Source organism: Micromonospora sp. WMMA1998, assembly GCF_027497375.1.
Lineage (GTDB): Bacteria > Actinomycetota > Actinomycetes > Mycobacteriales > Micromonosporaceae > Micromonospora > Micromonospora sediminicola.
Map to the genome: position 1 here is coordinate 4,491,620 of NZ_CP114911.1, position 23,280 is coordinate 4,514,899.

The window sequence follows — 23,280 nt, forward strand, 5'->3', positions numbered from 1 at the left end:
GGAAGTCTACTTCCGGACCGGCCGTACGCCAGACTCCGACGCCCGCCGACTCGCCGGGTGGGCGGGACATTGAACCGCTATGCCGCCCTTGGGGGGTTTCATCTTCGGCAAGTGGTCGACGTCACAGGCATTTTCCCAGGTCAGCCGCGACCACGGCCGGCGTCCGCCTGGTCACCGAAGGTGGCCGCGGAATCCTGTTACACCCTCTGGTGTCACGCGTCGCGAGCTGTAACACTGGCCTCATGTATGGCAACGACTTCGCCCCGCCCGAGGACGGTCCGGGCGGCGGCCTGCTCGGCGAGGTGGAGGCCGCGGAGGCGGCACTGCGCGAGGCGGCGGCGCGCGCCCGGCGCGGCGGCCCGGCACCGGACGAGGACGTCGAGGCGTACTTCACCGACGTCATCGGCGCGGACCAGAAGATCGAGCCCCGGGACTGGATGCCGGAGGCGTACCGGAAGACCCTGATCCGGCAGATCGCCCAGCACGCGCACTCCGAGATCATCGGGATGCAGCCGGAGGGCAACTGGATCAGCCGGGCGCCGTCCCTCAAGCGCAAGGCCATCCTGCTGGCCAAGGTGCAGGACGAGGCCGGCCACGGCCTCTACCTCTACGCCGCCGCCGAGACGCTCGGCATCAGCCGCGACGAGCTGGTGGACCTGCTGCTCGACGGCCGGCAGAAGTACAGCTCGATCTTCAACTACCCGACCCTGACCTGGGCCGACGTCGGGGCGATCGGCTGGCTGGTGGACGGCGCGGCGATCGTCAACCAGGTGCCGCTGTGCCGCTGCTCCTACGGCCCGTACGCCCGGGCCATGATCCGGGTCTGCAAGGAGGAGTCGTTCCACCAGCGGCAGGGCTACGAGATCCTGCACACGCTGGCGCACGGCACCCCGGCCCAGAAGGCGATGGCCCAGGACGCGCTGGACCGCTGGTGGTACCCCTCACTGGCCATGTTCGGTCCGCCGGACGGAGACTCGACGCACAGCGCGCAGTCCATGGCCTGGAAGATCAAGCGTTTCTCCAACGACGATCTGCGCCAACGCTTCGTCGACATGTGCGTCGGCCAGGCGGAGGTGCTCGGCCTGACCATTCCGGACCCGGACCTGCGCTGGAACGACGAGCGGCAGGCGTACGACTACACCCAGCCCGACTACGCCGAGCTGATGCGGGTCATCAAGGGCGACGGGCCGTGCAACCGGGAGCGGATGACGCACCGGCGGCGGGCCCACACCGACGGCGCCTGGGTGCGGGACGCCGCCGCGGCGTACGCCGCCAAGCAGGCCCGGACGAAGGAGAAGGTCGCCGCATGAGCAAGGAATCCTCGCCCCTGTGGGAGGTCTTCGTGCGGGCCCGGCGCGGCCTGTCGCACACCCACGTCGGCAGCCTGCACGCGCCCGACGCGGAGCTCGCCCTGCGCAACGCCCGCGACCTCTACACCCGCCGCCAGGAGGGCGTCTCCATCTGGGTGGTGCCGGCGAGCGCGATCACCGCGTCCAGCCCGGACGAGAAGGACGCGTTCTTCGACCCGGCGGCCGACAAGGTCTACCGCCACCCGACGTTCTACGAGGTGCCGGACGGGGTGGCACACCTGTGAGCAGCGTCTTCGGCTTCACGCTCGGCCTCGGTGACGACGCGCTGGTCGCGGCGCAGCGGCTCGGCGAGTGGACCTCCCGCGCGCCGGAGATGGAGGAGGACATCGCGCTGGCCAACATCGCCCTCGACCAGCTCGGCGCGGCCCGGCTGCTGCTCACGTACGCGGGCGAGCTGGAGGGCGCCGGCCGGGACGAGGACGACCTGGCCTACCTGCGCGACGACCGGGAGTTCCGCAACTGCCTGCTGGTCGAGCTGCCCAACGGCGACTTCGGCGTGACCATGGCGAAGCTGTTCTTTCTCGCCGCCTGGCAGCTCCCGCTCTACACCGCGCTGTCCGCTTGCGGGGACGACCGGCTGGCCGCCGTCGGCGCCAAGGCGCGCAAGGAGTCGGCGTACCACCTGGACCACGCCTCGCTCTGGGTGAAGCGCCTCGGCGACGGCACCGACGAGTCGCACCGTCGCATGCAGGACGCGGTGGACGAGGTCTGGCCGTACGTGCACGAGCTGTTCGTCCCGGACCCGGCCGCGCCGGTCGACCCGGCCACCCTGCGGGCCGACTTCGACGCCACCGTGGCCGCCGTGCTGGACGAGGCCACGCTGACCCGCCCGGAGACGAGCTGGACGCCGGGTGGTGGCCGGAACGGCGTGCACACCGAACACCTCTCGTACCTGCTGGCCGAGATGCAGGTGCTGCACCGCGCCCACCCCGGAGCACGCTGGTGAGCGATGTCAGGGCGGCCGTGGCGGCGGTGGTGGATCCGGAGATCCGGGTCATCACCATCGACGAGCTGGGCATCCTGCGCGCGGTCGAGGAGGAGCCCGGCACCGGTCGGGTCCTGGTCACCATCACCCCCACCTACACCGGCTGCCCGGCCATGGACGTGATCCGCGCGGACATCCGGCGGGCGCTCGCCGCGGCCGGGCATCCGGACGCCGAGGTCCGCACGGTCTACAGCCCGGCCTGGAGCACCGACTGGATCTCCGACACCGGCCGGGCCAAGCTGGCCGCCGCCGGCATCGCGCCGCCCGCCCCGCGCGACGACACCGTGGTGCCGCTGACCCTGGCGGTCCGCTGCCCACGGTGCGGGTCGCCGGACACCACGCAGGTCAGCCGGTTCGGCTCCACCGCGTGCAAGGCGTTGTGGCGCTGCCGTTCCTGCTCCGAACCCTTCGACCACCTGAAGGCGCTGTGACTGTCACCATCACCCGGCCGGTCCGTCGCCGGCCGGTCTTCCACCCGTTGCCCGTCGCCGCCGTCGACCGGCTCACCGACGACTCGGTGTCGATCACGTTCGCGGTGCCCGAGGAGCTGCGGGAGACGTTCGCGTTCTCCGCCGGGCAGCACCTCACGGTCCGGCGTCCGGCGAGCGCCGCCGACCCGGAGGCCGGGGAGGCGCGACGGTCGTACTCGATCTGCTCCACCCCGGAGGAGCTGGCCCGGCACGGCCGGTTGCGGATCGGGGTGCGCGAGGTCCCGGGCGGGGCCTTCTCCGCGTACGCCTGCGGCGCGCTGCGCGGCGGCGACACCGTCGACGTGCTGCCCCCGCTGGGGCACTTCACCTCCGCGTTCGCCCCGGACCGGGTCCGCCGGTACGGCGCGGTGGTGGCCGGCTCCGGCATCACCCCGGTGCTCGGCCTGGCCGCGACCGCGCTGGCCGTCGAGCCGGGGAGCACCTTCACCCTGGTGTACGGCAACCGCACGGCGAACACGGTGATGTTCGCCGAGGAGCTGGCCGACCTGAAGGACCGCTACCCGACCCGACTGCACCTGGTGCACGTGCTGTCCCGGGAGATGGGCGAGTCGGCGCTGCTGTCGGGGCGGATCGACGCCGACCGGCTGACCCGGCTGCTGGACACCGTCGTCCCCGGCGACGAGATCGAGGAGTGGTTCCTCTGCGGCCCGTACGGGATGGTGGTGGACGCCAAGGCGGTGCTGGCCGGTCGCGGGGTGCCCGACTCGGCGGTGCACACCGAGCTGTTCCACGTGGACGCCCCGCCGGAGCCGGTCCGCCGGGAGACCGACCGGCCCGGCGCCGGCGCCGAGGTGACGATCCTGCTGGACGGCCGCTCGTCGAGCTTCACCATGGGTCGGGACGAGCGGGTGCTGGACGCGGCCCTGCGGGTGCGTAGTGAGCTGCCCTACGCCTGCAAGGGTGGGGTCTGCTCGACCTGCCGGGCCAAGGTGACCGAGGGTGAGGTGACCATGGCGCGCAACTACGCCCTGGAGCCGGACGAGGTCGCCGCCGGTTACGTGCTGACCTGCCAGTCCAGCCCGGTCACCGACAAGCTGACCGTCGACTACGACGCGTGACACGTAGAACGCTGCGTTCTACACTTGGTGGATGGAGCAGATCGCAGTCCGGGAGCTGAACCAGCACACCAGCCGGGTGCTGGCGCGGGTGCGCGCCGGCGAGACGGTCGAGGTGACCGACCGGGGTGAGCCGATCGCCCGCCTGGTGCCGGTGCTGGCCGGTGACGCCCTGCTCGGCCGGATGGTCGCGGAGGGGCGGGCGACGGCACCGACCACGACCGGGCCGCTGCCCATGCCGCCGGTGCTCGGGGATCCCTCGATGGACGTCGCGGCGGTCTTGGCCGAGTCGCGCGACGAGGAGCGCTGGTGATCTACCTGGACTCGGCGGCGGTCATCAAGATGCTCCGGCGCGAGGAGGAGACGCCCGATCTGCTCGGCTGGCTGAACGACCGCGTCGGGACGTCCCTGGTGTCGTCGGTCCTGGTCGAGGTGGAGGTGCCGCGCGCGCTGCGCCGTGCCGCGCCGCAGGCGCTGGTCGGGATGCCGTCGGTGCTGGGCCGCCTCTACCGCGTCGAGATCGACGCCGCGGTCCGGGCGACGGCGGGCGCGTACGCGGAGCCGACGCTGCGCAGCCTCGACGCGGTCCACCTCGCCACGGCGGAGATTCTGGCCCGGCAGGCTGGCACGGAGTTCGTCGCGTTCGTGACGTACGACCGGCGACTACTGGAGGCGGCCAAGGCGATGGGACTGCCGGTGGCGAGCCCGGGGGCGACGTGACCCGGCGGTGGGGTCCTCGTCACCGGTGCGGGAGTGGCGTTTCCGCCGTCGGACCGGCGACGTAGGCTCGGGGATGTGACGGCGAACCGGGAGATCGACGACATCCTGCAACGCGGCGCGGACGGCGGGCGGATCACGCCCGAGGAGGCCCTGCTGCTCTACACCGACGCGCCCTTCCACGCGTTGGGCGAGGCGGCCGACGCGGTCCGGCGCCGCCGCTACCCGGACAACATCGTCACGTACCTGATCGACCGCAACATCAACTACACGAACGTCTGCGTGACGGCGTGCAAGTTCTGCGCGTTCTACCGGGCGCCCAAGCACGCCGAGGGCTGGACCCACCCGACCGAGGAGATCCTGCGCCGTTGCGGCGAGGCGGTCGAGCTGGGCGCCACCCAGGTCATGCTCCAGGGCGGGCACCACCCGGACTACGGCGTGGAGTACTACGAGGAGCTGTTCTCCTCGGTCAAGAAGGCCTACCCGCAGCTCGCCATCCACTCGATCGGGCCGAGCGAGATCCTGCACATGGCGAAGGTCTCCGGCGTGAGCCTGGACGAGGCGATCGCCCGGATCAAGGCCGCCGGCCTGGACTCGATCGCCGGCGCCGGCGCCGAGATGTTGCCGGACCGGCCGCGCCGGGCGATCGCGCCGCTGAAGGAGTCCGGCGCCCGCTGGCTGGAGGTCATGGAGCTGGCGCACCGGCAGGGCCTGGAGTCGACCGCGACCATGATGATGGGCACCGGCGAGACCAACGCCGAGCGGATCGAGCACCTGCGGATGATCCGCGACGTGCAGGACCGCACCGGCGGCTTCCGGGCCTTCATCCCGTGGACCTACCAGCCGGAGAACAACCACCTGAAGGGCCGCACCCAGGCGACCACGCTGGAATACCTGCGGCTGGTCGCGGTGGCCCGGCTCTTCTTCGAGACGGTGCCGCACCTGCAGGCGTCCTGGCTGACCACCGGCAAGGACGTGGGCCAGCTCGCGCTGCACATGGGCGTGGACGACCTCGGTTCGATCATGCTGGAGGAGAACGTGATCTCCTCGGCCGGCGCCCGGCACCGGTCCAACCTGCACGAGCTGATCGGCATGATCCGCTCGGCGGACCGGATCCCCGCCCAGCGCGACACCCTCTACCGCCGGCTCGCGGTGCACCACACGCCCGCCGACGACCCGAGCGACGACCGGGTGGTGTCGCACTTCTCGTCGATCGCGCTGCCCGGCGGCGGCGTCGGGAAGTCGCTGCCCCTGGTCGAGGTGAACTGACGCGGCTCCACCGTTCGGCTGGACGGTCCGTCGTTTCCGGTGAAGCTTCGGCGTGGATCTCGACGGGCCCGTCGGCGGGCCGCTAACGTGCCCGCTCGGCACCGTCCATCAGGGCCGCGAGCTGCCAGGTAACAGGTCGGCGGCGACCCGGTCGAGGGCGGTACCGCGGGCCGTCGCGGCGATTACGCTGGCGGCGTCCGGCGGACCGTCGTCCTCCATCGGCCCATGAGGGCCGTTCACATAACGCACCGCGGCAAGGGCGGGATGGGTGACCATCCCGCCCTTGCTGTCGGTGCCGAGCGGTGGGAATTCCATCCGTACGACGCTGGCGCGTCGATGCGTCGCTCCGGTACCGTCCGTTCGTTCCGTGCCTGATCGGCACGTCCCTACCCCCGGGGGAACCATGACCTTCCGATACCGCTCCACGCTGGCCCGCGCCGGCGTGGTGGCCCTGCTCTCCACCGCCGGCCTCGCCGCCGTCGGCGGTCCGGCGCACGCCGCCGACCAGGTCGACCTTCAGCTCATCCCGCTCAGCTACCAGCTGGCCAGGGGCGTCGAGGAGGCCAAGGCCAAGCCGTTCAAGTTCCAGGTGGACAACGCCGCCGGCACCGTCGACGCGAAGGACGTGCGGGTCACGGTCGAGACCAAGGGTCTCAAGGACCACAAGGTCGGCGTGCTGAAGCCGGCCGGCTGCGAGGGAACGGGCACCGCCTTCTCCTGCCTGCTCGGCGACCTGGCCGCCGGCACCACCGTGGACTTCGGCATCCCTGTCTTCTCCACCGGTGGCAAGGGCGACGCCGGCAAGCTCGCGGTCTCGGTCAGCGCGGCCAATGGCGACGGCGTCCTCGACTCCGTCAACCACAAGATCACCGTCACCGCCGCCGGCTACGACCTCAGCACCTGGGTGCAGGACGTGTACGCGGACGTGCAGGTCGACGGCGACGAGACCGGCGAGGCGAACCTGCGTCCGGTCCGGCCCGGCGAGACCGCGCCGCTGGACTGGGCGGTCTACAACGGCGGCAGCAAGCGGGCCACCGGCGTGGCCTACGGCATCGCACTGCCGGCCGGCGTCACCTTCGCGAAGCTGCCCGAGGGTTGCGTGGAGCAGGACCTCGGCGGCGTGCAGGCGTACTGCGAGGACAGCGGCGCCGTGCTCAAACCGGGCGAGTACTACACCGCCGACGTCCGGGTGAAGGTCGGCGCGGACGTGACCGAGAAGCTGCTCCGGCCGGGCTTCGTCTGGGCCGAGGGTATGGCCGCCGCCGCCGGGGAGCCCGAGGAGGCGCCGCGCGTCGCCAGCTCGGCCCAGCGGCGCACGTTCGCCGAGACCGACGACGGCGACAACATCGCCCAGTTCGACGTGTTCGTCGACCCGAGCGCGCAGCCGACGCCGAACCCGACACCCACCGCGACGCCGACCGCGGAGCCGACCCCGAGCGGCGGCGCGACCGCGGTCCCGACCCCGACCGCCGGCGGCGGCAACGGCGGTGGCTCCGGTGACGGCGGCCTGCCGGTGACCGGTGTGCAGGTGGGCCTGATCGGCGGCATCGGCGCGGTCGTCCTCGCCGCCGGTGCGGCGCTGATGATGCTGTCCCGGCGCCGCAAGGTGGTCCTGGTCGCCCCGACCGAGGAGCGCACCGAGGACTGACCGGGGACGGTTACCTGACGAGGGCGGGGTGGGCGACCACCCCGCCCTCGTCGCGTACCCGGGGCGAGCCGGGGCCGGCGTGGCTGGCAGAGTGGAGGGGTGAGCCGTACCCCGCAGGGCCAGCGCGCCAGCCTGGACAAGCAGCCGCACGAGGTCGCCGCCATGTTCGACGGTGTGGCGGCCCGCTACGACCTGACCAACACCGTGCTCTCCTTCGGGCAGGACCGGCCCTGGCGGCGGGCCACCCGGGCGGCGCTCGGCCTGCGCCCCGGCGAGCGGGTGCTGGACGTGGGCGCCGGCACCGGGGTGTCGACCGAGGAACTGGCCCACTCCGGGGCGTACGCGGTCGGCGCCGACCTGTCGCTGGGCATGCTGCACGCCGGCAAGCGCACCCGCCCGGCGGTGCCGCTGCTGGCCGGGGACGCGCTGCGGCTGCCGTTCGCCGACGCCAGCTTCGACGCGGTGACCATCTCGTTCGCGCTGCGCAACGTGAATGACACCGACGCCGCGCTGCGCGAGCTGGCCCGGGTGACCCGGCCGGGCGGGCGGCTGGTGGTCTGCGAGTTCTCCACGCCGGTCAACCCGGCGTTCCGCACGGTCTACCTGTCGTACCTGATGCGGTCGCTGCCGGCGGTGGCCCGCGCGGTGTCCAGCAACCCCGACGCCTACGTCTACCTGGCGGAGTCGATCCGGGCCTGGCCGGACCAGGCCGCGCTGGCGGCGCGGATCGGTGCGGCCGGATGGGGCCGGGTGGCGTGGCGCAACCTGACCGGCGGCGTCGTCGCGCTGCACCGCGCCGTCCGGGACTGATCCTCCGGTCGACTCAAATCGACCATTTCGTGAATATCCGGTTCTCGTCTACTTTGTCCCGTAGGCTCGCCCCCATGACGGGATCGGACCAGGTCGCCACCGACGACGACGCCGCCGAGCTGATCGCCCAGCTCAGGGAGTTGGCCGGGGCGGATCCCGCGGACGTCCGTCAGGTCGTCGCCGAGGTGCTGGCGGCGTTGGACCGCGCGGCCGGGGGCGCGCTGCGCGACCACCTGCCCGAGGCGATCCGGCTCGACGCCGGTCTGGGGCCGGCCACGCCGGCCCGCCCGTGACCGATATCCACACTCTTACCGGCGGGTTTCCGTGAAGTTAGGCACCCCTGGTCGCATACAGGTGTAACGCCGGTCATAGACTCCAACCCGATCGGCTTGTGAAGCATTTCACGAGCATGCGGGAGGAGGCGCGGATGACCGCGGTGGAGAACGACGCCGACGTCATCGTCGTGGGCGCCGGTCCCGGAGGATCGGCCACGGCGTACCACCTGGCGCGGCACGGCGTACGCGTGCTGCTGCTGGAGAAGACGGAGTTTCCCCGGGAGAAGGTCTGCGGCGACGGGCTCACGCCCCGCGCCGTGCGGCAGCTGATCCGGATGGGCGTGGACACCTCGCCCGAGGCCGGCTGGCTGCACAACAAGGGCCTGCGGGTGATCGGCGGCGGGGTACGCCTGGAGCTGGACTGGCCCGACCTGGCCAGCTTCCCCAACTACGGCCTGGTCCGGACCCGGCTCGACTTCGACGACCTGCTCGCCCAGCGGGCCGTCGCCGCCGGCGCGAAGCTCCGCACCGGGGTGAACGTCCTGACCCCGGTGCTGGACGCGGACGACCGGGTGATCGGCGTGCAGGCCGAGGTCGGCCCGGACAAGGAGCCGGCCACCTTCCACGCGCCGCTGGTGGTCGCCGCCGACGGGGTCTCCGGCCGCTTCCCGCTCGCGCTCGGGCTGACCAAGCGGGAGGACCGGCCGATCGGCGTCGCGGTCCGCCGCTACTACCGCTCGCCCGCCAAGCACGACGACGACTACCTGGAGTCCTGGCTGGAGCTGCGGGCCAAGGGCAACGACGCGCTGCTGCCCGGCTACGGCTGGATCTTCGGCCTCGGCGACGGCCGGGTGAACGTCGGCCTGGGCGTGCTCAACTCCTCCTCCGCGTTCGGCAAGACGAACTACCGGCGGCTGCTCACCGACTGGCTGGCCAACACCCCGGAGGACTGGGGGATGACCGACGAGGCCAACGCGGAGGGTCCGATCCTCGGCGCCGCGCTGCCGATGGGCTTCAACCGGGTCCCGCACTACACCCGCGGGGTGCTGCTCGTCGGCGACTCCGGCGGCATGGTCAACCCGTTCAACGGCGAGGGCATCGCGTACGCGATGGAGTCCGGCGAGCTGGCCGCGGAGGTCGCGGTGCAGGCGCTCGCCCGCCCGGCCGGCGCGGAGCGGGAGCGGGCGCTGATGGCCTACCCGCAGGAGTTGAAGGCCCGCTTCGGCGGCTACTACCGGCTCGGCGGCATCTTCGTGAAGCTCATCGGCCGGCCCGAGGTGATGCGGCTGGCCACCAGGCACGGCATGCCGCACCCGATGCTGATGCGCTTCGTGCTCAAGCTGCTGGCGAACCTGACCGACCCGCGCGGCGGGGACGCGATGGACCGGGTCATCAACGCGATGACGAAGGCGGCCCCGGCCGTGTAGGAGACCACCGCCCCGGGGGCGTGCCCACGGGACGGACGGAGATCGACCCCCGCCGACCGAGGTCGTGAGGGACGTGAATAGTGTGATTTTGGCCAACCACCGAGGTCAGGGAAGGACGAGCAGGGGACAACGATGACGCTCTCTCCTTACGCACCCATCATCGGGCTGTTCGCCCTCGCCGCGGGGTTCGCGCTGTTCTCCGTGGCCGCCGCCCGATTCGCCGGCCCCCGGCGTCTGAACAAGGCCAAGCTCGAGGCGTACGAGTGTGGCATCGAGCCGAGCCCGCAGCCGGTCGGCGGCGGCCGGTTCCCGATCAAGTTCTACCTGACGGCGATGCTCTTCATCGTCTTCGACATCGAGATCATCTTCCTCTACCCCTGGGCGGTCTCCTTCGACGCCCTGCCGATCTTCGGCTTCGTGGAGATGGTCCTGTTCATCGTCGCGGTCTTCGTCGCCTACGCCTACGTCTGGCGGCGCGGCGGCCTGGACTGGGACTGAGGAGGTAGCAGATGGGCATCGAGGAGAAGCTTCCCTCCGGCGTCCTGCTCACCAGCGTCGAGAAGCTGGTCAACTGGTCGCGGAAGTCGTCCGTCTGGGGCGCCACGTTCGGCCTGGCCTGCTGTGCCATCGAGATGATGGCGGCCGGCGGCCCGCACTACGACATGGGCCGCTGGGGCATGGAGGTCTTCCGCGCCTCGCCCCGGCAGGCCGACCTGATGATCGTCGCCGGCCGGGTCAGCCAGAAGATGGCCCCGGTGCTGCGGCAGATCTACGACCAGATGGCCGAGCCCCGCTGGGTCATCTCGATGGGCGTCTGCGCCAGCAGCGGCGGCATGTTCAACAACTACGCGATCGTGCAGGGCGTCGACCACGTCGTCCCGGTCGACATGTACCTGCCCGGCTGCCCGCCCCGGCCGGAGATGCTCATCGACGCGGTGCTCAAGCTCCGCGAGAAGATCATGTACGAGCCGCTGGGCCCGAACGGCCGCAAGATGCACCAGGCCCGCAAGGAGCGCGGTGACGTGCCCGTCGTGCCGTACGGCTCGATGCCGTCGTCGTACCGCAACGACAAGGCCCGGCGCGCCGAGTGGACGAAGGCGGTCCGCGAGGGGCGCGAGGAGCAGTTGCGGATCGAGAACTGGATGAAGGCGCAGAACCACCTCCAGACGCAGGGGGGCCCGAAATGACCTCGCCGAACGACCGGAACAACGACGGCGGGGTGCCGGTACCGACCACCCCCGCCGGGGCCAGTTCCACCGCGCCGGCCGAGTACCCGCCGGCCTCCCCGGCCGGTCGGGGCATGTTCGGCAACCAGGGCACCGGCGACGTCTCCGGCTACGGCGGCCTGGTCCGCCAGCGCAAGCCGATCGAGGAGGCCGCCCGGCCGTACGGGAGCTACTTCGACGAGGTGCGGGACGCGCTGGAGGAGGCGTACCCGCAGTTCGGCGATGCGATCGAGAAGGTCGTGGTCGACCGGGGCGAACTGACCCTGCACGTGCGGCCGGAGCGGATCGCCGAGGTCTGCCAGGTGATGCGCGACGACATGTCGCTGCGCTTCGAGCTCTGCTCCTCGGTGTCCGGTGTGGACTACCTGGGCGCCGACGAGCGCCGGCTGCACGTGGTCTACCAGCTGACCTCGATGACCTACCGCCGGACGGTCCGGCTGGAGGCCGCGGTCTCCGCCGAGGACCCGCACCTGCCGAGCGTCACGGCCGTCTACCCGACCGCCGACTGGCAGGAGCGGGAGGCGTACGACATGTTCGGCATCGTCTTCGACGGCCACCCCAACCTGACCCGGATCCTCATGCCGGACGACTGGGAGGGGCACCCCCAGCGCAAGGACTACCCGCTCGGCGGCGTCCCGGTGGAGTACAAGGGCGCCGAGATCCCGCCGCCGGACCGGAGGAGGTCTTACCAGTGACCACGTCGAACTACGCGACCGAGCGCGAGACCACCGAGGGCAAGGTCTTCACCGTCACCGGTGGCGACTGGGACCAGGTCGTCTCCGGCACCGACCCGATCAACGACGAGCGGATCGTCGTCAACATGGGTCCGCAGCACCCGTCCACGCACGGCGTGCTCCGGCTGATCCTGGAGCTGGAGGGCGAGACGGTCCGTGAGGCCCGCTCGGTCGTCGGCTACCTGCACACCGGCATCGAGAAGAACCTGGAGTACCGCAACTGGGTCCAGGGCTCGACGTTCGTGACCCGGATGGACTACCTCTCCCCGATCTTCAACGAGACGGCGTACGCGCTCGCGGTGGAGAAGCTGCTCGGCGTCACCGACGAGGTGACCGAGCGGGCCACCACGATCCGGGTGCTGATGATGGAGCTGAACCGGATCTCCTCGCACCTGGTCTGGCTGGCCACCACCGGCATGGAGCTGGGCGCGATCAACATGATGTTGTACGGCTTCCGCGAGCGGGAGTACATCCTCGACATCTTCGAGACCATCACCGGCCTGCGGATGAACCACGCGTACGTGCGGCCGGGCGGCGTGGCGCAGGACGTGCCGGACGACGCGATCCGCAAGATCCGCGACTTCCTGACGCTGATGCCGAAGAAGCTCAAGGAGTACGAGAACCTGCTCTCCGGCCAGCCGATCTGGATCGAGCGCACCACGAACGTCGCGGTGCTCGACGTGACCGCCTGCCTGGCGCTCGGTGTGACCGGCCCGGTGCTCCGCTCCGCGGGCCTGGCCTGGGACCTGCGCAAGACCATGCCGTACTGCGGCTACGAGACGTACGAGTTCGACGTGCCGACGCACACCGACGGTGACGTGTGGGGCCGCTACCTGGTCCGACTGGCGGAGATCCGCGAGTCGCTGAAGCTGGTCGAGCAGGCGCTCGACCGGTTGAAGCCGGGCCCGGTGATGGTGTCCGACAAGAAGATCGCCTGGCCGGCGCAGCTCGCCATCGGCGTCGACGGCATGGGCAACTCGCTGGAGCACGTCGCGAAGATCATGGGTCAGTCGATGGAGTCGCTGATCCACCACTTCAAGCTCGTCACCGAGGGTTTCCGGGTTCCGCCGGGCCAGGTGTACGTCGGCATCGAGTCGCCCCGCGGCGAGCTGGGCGTGCACGCGGTGTCCGACGGCGGCACCCGGCCCTACCGGGTGCACTACCGGGAACCGAGCTTCATCAACCTCCAGGCCCTCCCGGCCATGGCCGAGGGTGGCCTGATCGCCGACGTGATCGCCGGCGGCGCCTCGCTGGACCCCGTGATGGGTGGTTGTGACCGATGACCTTTACCGAAACGACTCGCGTGCGGGCGCGGGAGATCATCGCCCGCTACCCCGCGGACCGGTCGCGTTCGGCGCTGCTGCCGCTGCTGCACCTGGTCCAGTCCGAGGAGGGCTACGTCTCCCCGGCCGGGGTCGAGTTCTGCGCCGAGGTGCTCGGGCTGAACAAGGCCCAGGTCGGCGCGGTCGCCACCTTCTACACCATGTACAAGCGCAAGCCGAGCGGTGACTACCTGGTCAGCGTCTGCACCAACACCATGTGCGACGTGCTGGGCGGCCAGGCGGTCTACGACGCGCTCGCCGAGCACCTGGGCGTCGGGCACGAGGAGACCACCGCCGACGGGAAGATCACCCTGGAGCACGCCGAGTGCCTGGCGGCGTGCGACTACGGCCCGGTGATGACCGTCAACTACGACTTCTTCGACAACGTGGAGCCGCAGGGCGCGCTCGGCGTGGTGCAGGAGTTGCAGGCCGGTGGCCGGCCGATGCCGACCCGGGGCGCGCGGCTCTGCACGCTGAAGGAGATGGCGGTCCAGCTCGCCGGCTTCGCCGACGAGCGGGACGGCGCGGTGGCCGACGGTGGGCCGGGCGCGCCGACGCTGCGCGGCCTGCGCCTGGCCGAGGAGCACGGCATCGCGGTGCCGGGCTTCGACCCGAAGACGCCGATCCGCAGCAAGGCCGAGGCCGACCGGGCCGCCGCCGAGGCCAAGGCGAAGGCCGAGGCCGAGAAGCCGGCCCCCGCGCCGGAGCCGGCCAAGGCCGAGCCCGCCAAGGCCGAGACCGCCGGCAACGCGGGCGCGGCCGAGCCGGCGACGCCCGCGGCGGCCAGCGGCAGCACCGCGCCGGACGTGAAGGCGCCGGACGACAAGTCGCCGCAGGTGCGTACCGCCGAGACCCGGCAGCCCGACGCGAGCACCCCGGTGCCCGACGCGCCCGGCACCAAGGTCCCGGTGGACGGCCCGGCGCCGGCGCCGCGCGACGCGCGGGCGGCGGAGGCCGCCGGCGCGGCGGCGAACCCGCCGGCCGGCGACGGCAAGCCCGCCGGCGACGCGGCCGGCGCGCAGGAGCGCAACCTCAAGGAGGCGGAGGCCGGTACGGACGCCGACGGCGCCGACCCGGCGGACGCGAGCGGAACGGGGGTCCGGAAGTGACCACTCCTCGACCGGAGACGTTGGCCAAGCTCACGCCGGTGCTCACCAAGCGCTGGCTGTCGCCGGACGCCTGGCGGCTCGGCACCTACGAGAAGCTGGACGGCTACGCCGCCCTGCGCAAGGCGCTCAAGGCGCACCCGGACGACCTGATCCAGCTGATCAAGGACTCCGGGCTGCGCGGCCGGGGCGGCGCGGGCTTCCCGACCGGTCTCAAGTGGGGGTTCATCCCGCAGGGTGACGGCAAGCCGCACTACCTGGTGGTGAACGCCGACGAGGGCGAGCCGGGCACCTGCAAGGACCTGCCGCTGATGACGCACGACCCGCACGCGCTGGTCGAGGGCGTGATCATCGCGTCGTACGCGATCCGGGCCAACCGGGCGTACATCTACATCCGCGGCGAGGCCGTGCACGCCGCCCGGCGGCTGCGCAGCGCGGTGGCCGAGGCGTACGCCAAGGGCTACCTCGGCCGGAACATCCTCGGCTCGAAGTTCGACCTGGAGTTGGTGGTGCACTCCGGCGCCGGGGCGTACATCTGCGGCGAGGAGACCGCGCTGCTGGACTCGCTGGAGGGCTTCCGGGGCCAGCCCCGCCTGCGCCCGCCGTTCCCGGCGACCCATGGCCTGTACGCCAGCCCGACCGTGGTCAACAACGTCGGCACCATCGCCAGCGTGCCGTACATCGTGCTGGGCGGCGCGGACTGGTGGAAGACCATGGGCACGGAGAAGTCGTCCGGCCCGATGATCTACTCGCTGTCCGGCCGGATCGCCAACCCCGGCCAGTACGAGTGCTCGATGGGCATCACGTTGCGCGAGCTGATCGAGCTGGCCGGCGGGATGAAGCCCGGACACGAGCTGAAGTTCTGGACCCCGGGCGGCTCCTCGACGCCGCTGCTCACCGCCGAGCACCTGGACGTGCCGCTGGACTTCGAGGGGGTGGCGGCGGCCGGCTCGATCCTGGGCACCACGGCCACGCAGATCTTCTCCGACCAGGACTGCCCGGTCTACGCGACCTACCGGTGGCTGGAGTTCTACCACCACGAGTCGTGCGGCAAGTGCACCCCGTGCCGGGAGGGCAACTACTGGATGGTCCGGGTCTACCGGCGGATCCTGTCCGGCCAGGGCACCCACGAGGACCTGGACACCCTGCTCGACACCTGCGACAACATCCTCGGCCGCTCGTTCTGCGGCCTGGGTGACGGTGCGACCAGCTCGGTGACCTCGTCGCTGAAGTACTTCAAGCAGGACTACCTCGACTACATCGAGGGACGTACCGCGCCGAAGCTGTCGGACAAGTCTCTGGTGGGAGCCCACTAATGACCGACGTAGCCAAGCAGACCGAGACCGTCACGCTGACCATCGACGGCGTCGAGGTCACCGCGCCCAAGGGCGCGCTGCTGATCCGCGTCGCCGAGCAGCTGGGCACCGAGATCCCGCGCTTCTGCGACCACCCGCTGCTGGCCCCGGCCGGCGCCTGCCGGCAGTGCCTGGTGGAGGTGGAGGGCCAGCGCAAGCCGGTCGCCTCCTGCACCCAGACCGTCGCCGACGGCATGGTCGTGCGGACCCAGCTCACCTCGCCGGTCGCCAAGAAGGCCCAGGAGGGGGTGATGGAGCTGCTGCTCCTCAACCACCCGCTGGACTGCCCGATGTGCGACAAGGGCGGCGAGTGCCCGCTGCAGAACCAGGCCATGTCCACCGGCCGCACCGACTCCCGCTTCCACGAGCACAAGCGGGAGTACCCGAAGCCGCTGCCGATCAGCACCCAGGTGCTGCTCGACCGCGAGCGCTGCGTGCTCTGCCAGCGATGCACCCGGTTCTCCGAGGAGATCGCCGGCGACAAGTTCATCGACCTGATGGGACGCTCCTCGCACGAGGAGATCAACATCTACCGGGACGAGGAGTACGGCGAGGACGGCGACGCCGGTGACGTCCCGTTCAACTCCTACTTCTCCGGCAACACCGTGCAGATCTGCCCGGTGGGCGCGCTCACCGGCAGCCAGTACCGCTTCCGGTCCCGCCCGTTCGACCTGGTCTCCTCGCCCAGCGTCTGCGAGCACTGCTCGGCCGGCTGCGCCCAGCGCACCGACTGGCGCCGGGGCAAGGTGCTGCGCCGCCTGGCCGGCGACGACCCGGCGGTGAACGAGGAGTGGAACTGCGACAAGGGCCGCTGGGGCTTCCAGTACACCCGCGCGTTCGACCGGCTCACCACCCCGCTGGTGCGGGACGAGAAGACCGGTGAGCTGCGCGAGGCGTCGTGGAGCGAGGCGTTCGCCCGGGCCGCCGAAGGGCTGCGCGCGGCCCGCGACGGCGGGACCGGCACGGCGGTGCTGACCGGCGGCCGGCTCACCGTCGAGGACGCCTACGCGTACGCGAAGTTCGCCCGGGTGGCGCTGCACACCAACGACATCGACTTCCGGGCCCGCCCGGTCTCCCGCGAGGAGGCCGACTTCCTGGCCAGCGACGTCGCCGGGGTCACCGACGTGACCTACGCCGACGTGGAGAACGCGCCCGCGGTGGTGCTGGTCGGCCTGGAGCCGGAGGAGGAGTGCCCGATCCTCTTCCTGCGGCTGCGCAAGGCGTACCTGAAGAAGAAGCTCACCGTGTACGCGATCGCGCCGTTCGCGACCCGCGGCCTGGAGAAGCTCGGGGCGAAGCTCGCCCGGGTGGTGCCGGGCGAGGAGGCCAGCGTGCTGGCCGAGCACGCCACGGTGGCCGAGGCGCTGGGGCAGCCGGGCGCGACCCTGATCGTCGGCGAGCGGCTGGGCGCGGTGCCCGGCGGACTCTCCGCGGCGGCGGACGTGGCCCGGCGTACCGGGGCCCGTCTGGCCTGGGTGCCGCGGCGCGCGGGTGACCGCGGCGCGGTCGACGCGGGCTGCCTGCCCAACCTGCTCCCCGGCGGTCGCGTGGTCACCGAGCCGGCCGCCCGCGCGGAGCTGGGCGAGGCGTGGGACATCCCGGCCGGGGTCATCCCGAGCCAGGCCGGTCGCGACACCGACGGCATCCTGGGCGCGGCGGCCGACGGCCGCCTCGGCGCCCTGGTGGTGGCCGGGGTCGACCCGGCCGACCTGGCCGACCCGCGCCTGGCCGAGACGGCCCTGGACGCGGTGCCGTTCCTGGTCAGCCTGGAACTGCGGATGAGCGCGGTGTCCCGGCGGGCGGACGTGGTCTTCCCGGTCGCCCCGGTGGTCGAGAAGGCCGGCAGCTTCCTCGACTGGGAGGGCCGGCTGCGCACCTTCGAGAAGGTGCTGGACACCGGCGCGATGACCGACGGTCGGGTGCTCGACGCCATCGCGGCGCAGCTCGACGTGCGGCTCGGCGCCGGCGACGTGCCGAGCGTGCGCCGCGAGCTGGGCGCGCTGCCCCGAACCCGGGTCGAGCGGCCGTCCGCGCCCTCGGTCGAGCCGGCCACCGTGCCGCAGCCCGGGCCGGGCCAGGCCGTGCTGGCCACCTGGCACCAGCTCGTCGACCTGGGCAGCCTCACCGACGGCGACGAGCACCTCGCCGGCACCGCCCGCCCGCCGGTGGTCCGGCTGGGCAAGGGCAGCGCCGAGGCGCTCGGCGTGGCCGACGGGGACCCGGTCACGGTCGGCACCGACCGCGGCGCGGTCACCCTGCCGGCGGCGATCACCGAGATGCCGGACGGCGTCGTCTGGCTGCCGACCAACTCACCCGGCTCGACCGTACGACGCAGCCTCGGCGCGACGTCCGGTCACGTCGTGCAGGTGACCGCGGCGCCCATCGCCGCGGACGCCGCGGCGCGCCCGGGTCCGCTCCTCAACACCGGGGGTGTATCCCAGTGAACGCCGTCATCCTCGCGGCGCAGGACCCGACGCTCGCCGACTTCGGCAGGGACCCGTGGTGGCTGGTCCTCGGGAAGATCGTCTTCGCGTTCGCCTTCGGCCTGCTGGCCACGCTGCTCGGCGTCTGGTTCGAGCGGCGGGTCGTCGGCCGGATGGCGGTGCGGCCCGGCCCCAACCAGGTCGGCCCGTTCGGCCTGCTCCAGACGCTCGCGGACGGCCTGAAGATGGCGTTCAAGGAGGACATCCTCCCGCGCGCCGCCGACAAGGTGGTCTTCTTCTTCGCCCCGACCATCTCGGTGATCTCTGCGGTCACCGCGCTGTCGGTGATCCCGTTCGGCCCGAAGGTGAGCATCTTCGGCCACTGGACGCCGCTGCAGGTCACCGACGTGTCGGTGGCGGTGCTGGTGATCCTGGCCTGCTCCTCGATGGGCGTCTACGGCATCGTGCTCGGCGGGTGGGCCTCCGGCTCGACGTACCCGCTGCTCGGCGGTCTCCGGTCCAGCGCCCAGATGATCTCCTACGAGGTCGCGATGGGGCTGAGCATCGTGGCGGTGTTCATGACCGCCGGCACGATGTCGACCAGCGGGATCGTCGCCGCGCAGGGCGACGCCACCCAACTGAGCATCGGCGGGTTCGACCTGCCGGCCCCCGGCTGGTACGCGATCCTGCTGCTGCCCAGCTTCATCATCTTCTTCATCGCCATGGTCGGTGAGACCAACCGGGCCCCGTTCGACCTGCCGGAGGCGGAGTCGGAGCTGGTCGCGGGCTTCATGACGGAGTACAGCTCGCTGAAGTTCGCGCTCTTCATGCTCTCCGAGTACGTGGCGATGGTGACCATGTCGGCGGTCACCACCACGCTGTTCCTCGGCGGCTGGCGGGCCCCCTGGCCGATCACGCTCTGGTCGGGCGCCAACGAGGGTTGGTGGCCGATGCTGTGGTTCTTCGGCAAGGTGATCCTGCTGGTCTTCGTGTTCGTCTGGCTGCGCGGCACGCTGCCCCGGCTCCGCTACGACCAGTTCATGCGGTTCGGCTGGAAGGTGCTGCTGCCGATCAACCTGGTCTGGATCCTGGTGCTCGCCGGGCTGCGCTCGATCGAGGACTGGCAGACCAACGACCGGCTGCTCGCGACCGCCATCGGCGCGGGCGTGCTGCTGCTGGCCACGCTCTTCTGGCCCGGCAAGAAGAAGCAGCCGAAGCCGTCCCCGCAGGAGCAGGTGGACAGCCGGCCGTACGGCAGCTTCCCGCTGCCTCCGATGGATCTTCAGGTTCCGCCGAGCCCTCGTACCCGGCGCGTGGTCGCCGAGCGGGAGCCGGCCAACGTCGTCGCCGGCTCGGACTCCAGGGAGGTGTGACGTGGGCGCGATCACCGGAACGTTCAAGGGCTTCGGGGTCACCTTCTCGCACATGTTCAAGAAGGTCGTCACCACCGACTACCCGTTCAAGCCGCCGGTCTCGGCGCCGCGCTACCACGGGCGGCACATCCTCAACCGGCACCCGGACGGGCTGGAGAAGTGCATCGGCTGCGAGCTGTGCGCCTGGGCCTGCCCGGCCGACGCGATCTACGTGGAGGGTGGCGACAACACCGAGGAGCAGCGCTTCTCCCCGGGTGAGCGGTACGCCAGCACCTACCAGATCAACTACGCCCGGTGCATCTTCTGCGGGCTCTGCATCGAGGCCTGCCCGACCCGTTCGCTCACCATGAGCAACGAGTACGAGCTGGCCCGGGACAACCGGCAGGACCTGATCTTCACCAAGGAGCAGCTGCTCGCGCCGCTGCTCGAAGGCATGGAGCAGCCGCCGCACCCGATGCGGCTGGGCGACAGCGAGAAGGACTACTACGTCGGCGCGTTGACCAACCCGGGCACCTCGGCCGGCGCCGAGCACTCGCCGATGGGCCCGGGCCGGTACCAGGTGGAGGAGCACCCCGGCGTGACCTTCCCCGGCGCCGAGCAGGCCGCGCAGCGGTCCGAGGCGGGCAAGGGAGCAGGGGCATGACCACACAGACGGTGCTCGCCGCGGCGGGCGACGTGACCGGGGGTGAGGAGGTCACCTTCTGGATCCTCGCCCCGCTGGCCCTGATCGGGGCGCTCGGCATGGTGTGGGCCCGCAACGCGGTGCACTCCGCGCTCTGGCTGGTGCTGACCATGCTCTGCCTGGGCGTGTTCTACGTGCTCCAGGCCGGGCCGTTCATCGGCATGGTGCAGATCATCGTCTACACCGGCGCGATCATGATGCTCTTCCTGTTCGTGCTGATGCTGGTCGGCCGGGACGCGTCCGACTCGCTGATCGAGACGCTGCGCGGCCAGCGGGTCGCCGCGGTGGTGCTCGGGCTCGGCTTCGCCGGCCTGGTCGGCACTGGCCTCTACCGCGCGCTCGACGGCGTGCGGGCGGCCGGGCTCGACCAGGCCAACGCCGAGGGCAACGTGCAGGGCATCGCCCGGCTGCTCTTCACCAAGTACGTCTTCGCCTTCGAGCTGACCTCGGCGCTGCTGATCACGGCCGCGGTGGGCGCGATGGTGCTGGCGCACGTGGAGCGGCGCAAGGAGGACCGGATGGACCAGGTCGCCACCATGAAGGCGCGGTTCCGGCCCGGCAACTACCCCGGCCCGAAGCCCGGCCCGGGCGTCTTCGCCACCTCCTCCTCGGTGGCCACGCCGGCCCGCCTGCCGGACGGCCGGCTCACCGACCGTGGCATCCCGGAGATCATGCCGGTGCGCGACATGACGTCGGAGGAGACCGCACTGAAGGGTACGGAGAAATGACGCCGGACTACTACCTGATCCTCGCGGCGGTGCTGTTCACCATCGGCGCCGTCGGCGTGCTGGTCCGACGCAACGCCATCGTGCTGTTCATGTGCGTCGAGCTGATGCTCAACGCGGCCAACCTGACCCTGGTCACGTTCAGCCGGATCAACGGCGACCTGAACGGCCAGATCATGGCGTTCTTCGTGATGGTGGTGGCGGCGGCCGAGGTCGTGGTCGGTCTCGCGATCATCATGGCGATCTTCCGGACCCGGCGCTCGGCCAGCGTCGACGACGCCAACCTGCTGAAGTACTGAGGGGTCTGCGGTGGAACAGACTGTGGAATTCGCTACTGCGGATGGCCTGCTGGGCAGCGTCTGGCTGCTGGTGGCGATCCCGCTGGTCAGCGCGGCGGTCCTGCTGCTGCTCGGCAGGCGGGCGGACCGCTGGGGCCACTGGCTGGGCGTGGCGGCCATCGGCGCCGCGTTCGTGCTCGGCCTGACCTACTTCTTCCAGCTGCGCGGCCTGGAGAACAAGCAGGTCGAGCAGAGTCTCTGGCAGTTCATCACGGTCGGCGACCTGAAGGTGGACTTCGGTCTGCTCTTCGACCCGCTGGCCGCGGTGTTCGTCCTGCTGATCACCGGGGTGGGTTTCCTCATCCACCTCTACGCCGTGGAGTACATGGCGCATGACGAGGGCCGGCGCCGGTTCTTCGGATACTTCAACCTGTTCGTCGCCGCCATGCTGCTGCTGGTGCTCGGCAACAACTACGTGATGCTCTACTTCGGCTGGGAGGGCGTCGGCCTGGCGTCGTACCTGCTGATCTCCTTCTGGTACGGCCGGCCCAGCGCGGCCACCGCCGGCAAGAAGGCGTTCCTGATGAACCGGGTCGGCGACGCCGGCCTGGCCATCGGCATCTTCGTCATGTTCGCCATGCTCGGCACCACCCAGTACGACGAGGTGTTCAACGGGGTCGGCTCGCTGACCTCCACCACGGTGCTGGTGCTCGGCCTGCTGCTGCTCCTGGGCGCGGCCGGCAAGTCCGGTCAGTTCCCGCTCCAGGCGTGGCTGCCGGACGCGATGGAGGGCCCGACCCCGGTGTCGGCGCTCATCCACGCGGCCACCATGGTCACCGCGGGCGTCTACCTGATCGCCCGCTCCAACCCGATCTTCTCCGCCAACGAGACGCTCCAGCTCGTGGTGGTCAGCGTCGGCGCGCTCACCCTGCTGATGGGCTGCGTCATCGGCGCGGCGAAGGACGACATCAAGCGGGTGCTGGCCTGGTCCACGGTGAGCCAGATCGGCTACATGTTCCTCGGCGTCGGTCTGGGCGGCGGCGCGTACGCGTTGGCCATCATCCACCTGCTGGCGCACGGCTTCTTCAAGGCCAACATGTTCCTCGGCGCCGGCTCGGTCATGCACGGCATGAACGACCAGGTGGACATCCGCCGCTTCGGCGGGCTGTCGAAGTACATGAAGATCACCTGGCTGACGTTCATGATGGGCTGGCTGGCCATCATCGGCATCCCGCCGCTCTCCGGCTACTTCTCCAAGGAGCCGATCATCGCGTCCGCGTTCGAGCGGGAGGGCTGGACCGCCTGGCTGTTCGGCGGCGCGGCGCTCCTCGGCGCCGGGCTCACCGCGTTCTACATGACCCGGCTGTTCGTGCTCACGTTCCACGGCCCGAAGCGGTGGACCGAGGACATCGAGCACCCGCACGAGTCGCCGAAGCTCATGACGATCCCGCTGATCCTGCTCGCCGCCGGCTCGGTGGTGGCCGGTGGTCTGATGACGCTGAACGACGGCGTGGTGTCGTGGCTGACCCCGGTGCTCGGCGAGGAGGCGGGTGGCGAGGCGCACGGCGTGCTCTCGCACACCGTGATCACCATCCTCTCGATCCTGATCACCGTGCTCGGGGCCGGGCTGGCCTGGTTCCTGTTCCGCACCGGCACGGCCACCGAGCCGCAGCCGGCCGGTGTGGTGGTCACCGCCGCCCGCCGCAACCTCTACACGGACGCCTTCAACGAGGCGGTCTTCGAGAAGCCGGGCATCTTCCTCACCCGGGCGCTGGTGTTCCTCGACAACCGGGGCGTCGACGGGCTGGTCAACGGCCTCGCCGCCGCGGTGGGTGGGGGCTCGGGCCGGCTCCGGCGGCTGCAGACCGGCTTCGTGCGGTCGTACGCGACCTCGATCCTGACCGGCGCGCTGCTCGTGGTGGCGGCGTTCCTGGCGGTGCAGGCGGGGTGGCTGGCGTGATCGACAGCAACGCGGCCGCCCCCGCCGGCGGGCCACGCAGTCACGACGG

25 protein-coding genes are annotated in these 23,280 nt (G+C 71.4%); 24 read left to right on the plus strand and 1 reads right to left on the minus strand.

Translation table 11 applies throughout. The features are described from left to right. Positions 1-242 precede the first annotated feature (242 nt). From paaA to mqnC, 8 genes are all read left to right on the plus strand, one after another. Positions 243-1,310: a 1,2-phenylacetyl-CoA epoxidase subunit PaaA gene (gene paaA / locus O7600_RS20635; RefSeq protein ID WP_281589738.1), complete on the plus strand. Its 1,068-nt coding sequence runs from the start codon at positions 243-245 to the stop codon at positions 1,308-1,310. Beyond that, on the plus strand, positions 1,307-1,594 hold the full coding sequence (gene paaB / locus O7600_RS20640) for a 1,2-phenylacetyl-CoA epoxidase subunit PaaB (RefSeq protein ID WP_088959289.1): 288 nt from the start codon (positions 1,307-1,309) through the stop codon (positions 1,592-1,594). Before paaA ends, paaB begins: the two co-directional genes overlap by 4 nt. Then, entirely contained in the window at positions 1,591-2,316 is a 726-nt protein-coding gene (gene paaC, locus O7600_RS20645) for a 1,2-phenylacetyl-CoA epoxidase subunit PaaC (protein WP_281589743.1), read from the plus strand. The genes paaB and paaC overlap by 4 nt, the downstream gene beginning before the upstream one ends. Continuing rightward, positions 2,313-2,786, plus strand: a complete 474-nt coding sequence (gene paaD, locus O7600_RS20650) for a 1,2-phenylacetyl-CoA epoxidase subunit PaaD (RefSeq protein ID WP_281589745.1) — start codon at positions 2,313-2,315, stop codon at positions 2,784-2,786. Before paaC ends, paaD begins: the two co-directional genes overlap by 4 nt. Beyond that, positions 2,783-3,904: a 1,2-phenylacetyl-CoA epoxidase subunit PaaE gene (gene paaE / locus O7600_RS20655; protein ID WP_281589747.1), complete on the plus strand. Its 1,122-nt coding sequence runs from the start codon at positions 2,783-2,785 to the stop codon at positions 3,902-3,904. The genes paaD and paaE overlap by 4 nt, the downstream gene beginning before the upstream one ends. A 31-nt stretch (positions 3,905-3,935) precedes the next feature. Next, positions 3,936-4,214, plus strand: coding sequence for a type II toxin-antitoxin system prevent-host-death family antitoxin (locus O7600_RS20660; protein ID WP_281589749.1), 279 nt, complete (start codon positions 3,936-3,938; stop codon positions 4,212-4,214). Further along, entirely contained in the window at positions 4,211-4,621 is a 411-nt protein-coding gene (locus O7600_RS20665) for a type II toxin-antitoxin system VapC family toxin (RefSeq protein ID WP_281589751.1), read from the plus strand. The genes O7600_RS20660 and O7600_RS20665 overlap by 4 nt, the downstream gene beginning before the upstream one ends. A gap of 75 nt (positions 4,622-4,696) precedes the next feature. Continuing rightward, complete coding sequence (gene mqnC, locus O7600_RS20670) at positions 4,697-5,887, plus strand: cyclic dehypoxanthinyl futalosine synthase (RefSeq protein WP_281589753.1); 1,191 nt, start codon at positions 4,697-4,699, stop codon at positions 5,885-5,887. 108 nt (positions 5,888-5,995) lie between these two features. On the opposite strand, the gene O7600_RS20675 is transcribed toward mqnC, so the two are convergent. After that, entirely contained in the window at positions 5,996-6,202 is a 207-nt protein-coding gene (locus O7600_RS20675) for a hypothetical protein (RefSeq protein ID WP_281589755.1), read from the minus strand. A gap of 88 nt (positions 6,203-6,290) precedes the next feature. Here O7600_RS20675 and O7600_RS20680 point away from each other — a divergent pair, with 88 nt between their 5' ends. The 16 genes from O7600_RS20680 (at position 6,291) to nuoL (ending at position 23,231) form a co-directional block, all read left to right on the plus strand. After that, on the plus strand, positions 6,291-7,535 hold the full coding sequence (locus O7600_RS20680; protein ID WP_281589756.1) for a cell wall anchor protein: 1,245 nt from the start codon (positions 6,291-6,293) through the stop codon (positions 7,533-7,535). A 99-nt stretch (positions 7,536-7,634) separates the two neighbouring features. Beyond that, positions 7,635-8,345, plus strand: coding sequence for a demethylmenaquinone methyltransferase (locus O7600_RS20685; protein ID WP_281589758.1), 711 nt, complete (start codon positions 7,635-7,637; stop codon positions 8,343-8,345). Positions 8,346-8,419: 74 nt separating this feature from the next. After that, positions 8,420-8,638, plus strand: a complete 219-nt coding sequence (locus O7600_RS20690) for a hypothetical protein (protein ID WP_091565146.1) — start codon at positions 8,420-8,422, stop codon at positions 8,636-8,638. A gap of 134 nt (positions 8,639-8,772) precedes the next feature. After that, complete coding sequence (locus O7600_RS20695; protein WP_281589761.1) at positions 8,773-10,047, plus strand: geranylgeranyl reductase family protein; 1,275 nt, start codon at positions 8,773-8,775, stop codon at positions 10,045-10,047. A gap of 132 nt (positions 10,048-10,179) precedes the next feature. After that, positions 10,180-10,545, plus strand: a complete 366-nt coding sequence (locus O7600_RS20700; protein ID WP_073834101.1) for an NADH-quinone oxidoreductase subunit A — start codon at positions 10,180-10,182, stop codon at positions 10,543-10,545. 11 nt (positions 10,546-10,556) lie between these two features. After that, complete coding sequence (locus tag O7600_RS20705; RefSeq protein WP_281589765.1) at positions 10,557-11,234, plus strand: NADH-quinone oxidoreductase subunit B; 678 nt, start codon at positions 10,557-10,559, stop codon at positions 11,232-11,234. Beyond that, positions 11,231-11,968 (plus strand): NADH-quinone oxidoreductase subunit C, encoded by a 738-nt coding sequence (locus O7600_RS20710; RefSeq protein WP_281589767.1) that lies wholly within the window; start codon positions 11,231-11,233, stop codon positions 11,966-11,968. The genes O7600_RS20705 and O7600_RS20710 overlap by 4 nt, the downstream gene beginning before the upstream one ends. After that, positions 11,965-13,290 carry an NADH-quinone oxidoreductase subunit D gene (locus tag O7600_RS20715; RefSeq protein ID WP_281589769.1) on the plus strand — a complete coding sequence of 442 codons (1,326 nt, stop codon included), beginning with the start codon at positions 11,965-11,967 and terminating at the stop codon, positions 13,288-13,290. Before O7600_RS20710 ends, O7600_RS20715 begins: the two co-directional genes overlap by 4 nt. After that, entirely contained in the window at positions 13,287-14,438 is a 1,152-nt protein-coding gene (gene nuoE / locus O7600_RS20720) for an NADH-quinone oxidoreductase subunit NuoE (protein ID WP_281589771.1), read from the plus strand. The genes O7600_RS20715 and nuoE overlap by 4 nt, the downstream gene beginning before the upstream one ends. After that, positions 14,435-15,751 (plus strand): NADH-quinone oxidoreductase subunit NuoF, encoded by a 1,317-nt coding sequence (nuoF, locus tag O7600_RS20725; protein ID WP_281589772.1) that lies wholly within the window; start codon positions 14,435-14,437, stop codon positions 15,749-15,751. Before nuoE ends, nuoF begins: the two co-directional genes overlap by 4 nt. Continuing rightward, positions 15,751-18,234 (plus strand): NADH-quinone oxidoreductase subunit G, encoded by a 2,484-nt coding sequence (locus O7600_RS20730; RefSeq protein ID WP_281589774.1) that lies wholly within the window; start codon positions 15,751-15,753, stop codon positions 18,232-18,234. Before nuoF ends, O7600_RS20730 begins: the two co-directional genes overlap by 1 nt. Next, positions 18,231-19,586, plus strand: a complete 1,356-nt coding sequence (gene nuoH / locus O7600_RS20735; protein ID WP_281589776.1) for an NADH-quinone oxidoreductase subunit NuoH — start codon at positions 18,231-18,233, stop codon at positions 19,584-19,586. The genes O7600_RS20730 and nuoH overlap by 4 nt, the downstream gene beginning before the upstream one ends. 1 nt (position 19,587) lies before the next feature. Continuing rightward, a complete protein-coding gene (gene nuoI, locus O7600_RS20740; RefSeq protein WP_091583682.1) occupies positions 19,588-20,229 on the plus strand; it encodes an NADH-quinone oxidoreductase subunit NuoI in 642 nt (213 codons plus the stop codon). After that, positions 20,226-20,996, plus strand: a complete 771-nt coding sequence (locus O7600_RS20745) for an NADH-quinone oxidoreductase subunit J (protein ID WP_281589779.1) — start codon at positions 20,226-20,228, stop codon at positions 20,994-20,996. The genes nuoI and O7600_RS20745 overlap by 4 nt, the downstream gene beginning before the upstream one ends. Next, positions 20,993-21,292, plus strand: coding sequence for an NADH-quinone oxidoreductase subunit NuoK (gene nuoK / locus O7600_RS20750; RefSeq protein WP_089154544.1), 300 nt, complete (start codon positions 20,993-20,995; stop codon positions 21,290-21,292). Before O7600_RS20745 ends, nuoK begins: the two co-directional genes overlap by 4 nt. 10 nt (positions 21,293-21,302) lie before the next feature. Continuing rightward, positions 21,303-23,231 carry an NADH-quinone oxidoreductase subunit L gene (gene nuoL, locus O7600_RS20755; protein ID WP_099162914.1) on the plus strand — a complete coding sequence of 643 codons (1,929 nt, stop codon included), beginning with the start codon at positions 21,303-21,305 and terminating at the stop codon, positions 23,229-23,231. Positions 23,232-23,280 lie beyond the last annotated feature (49 nt).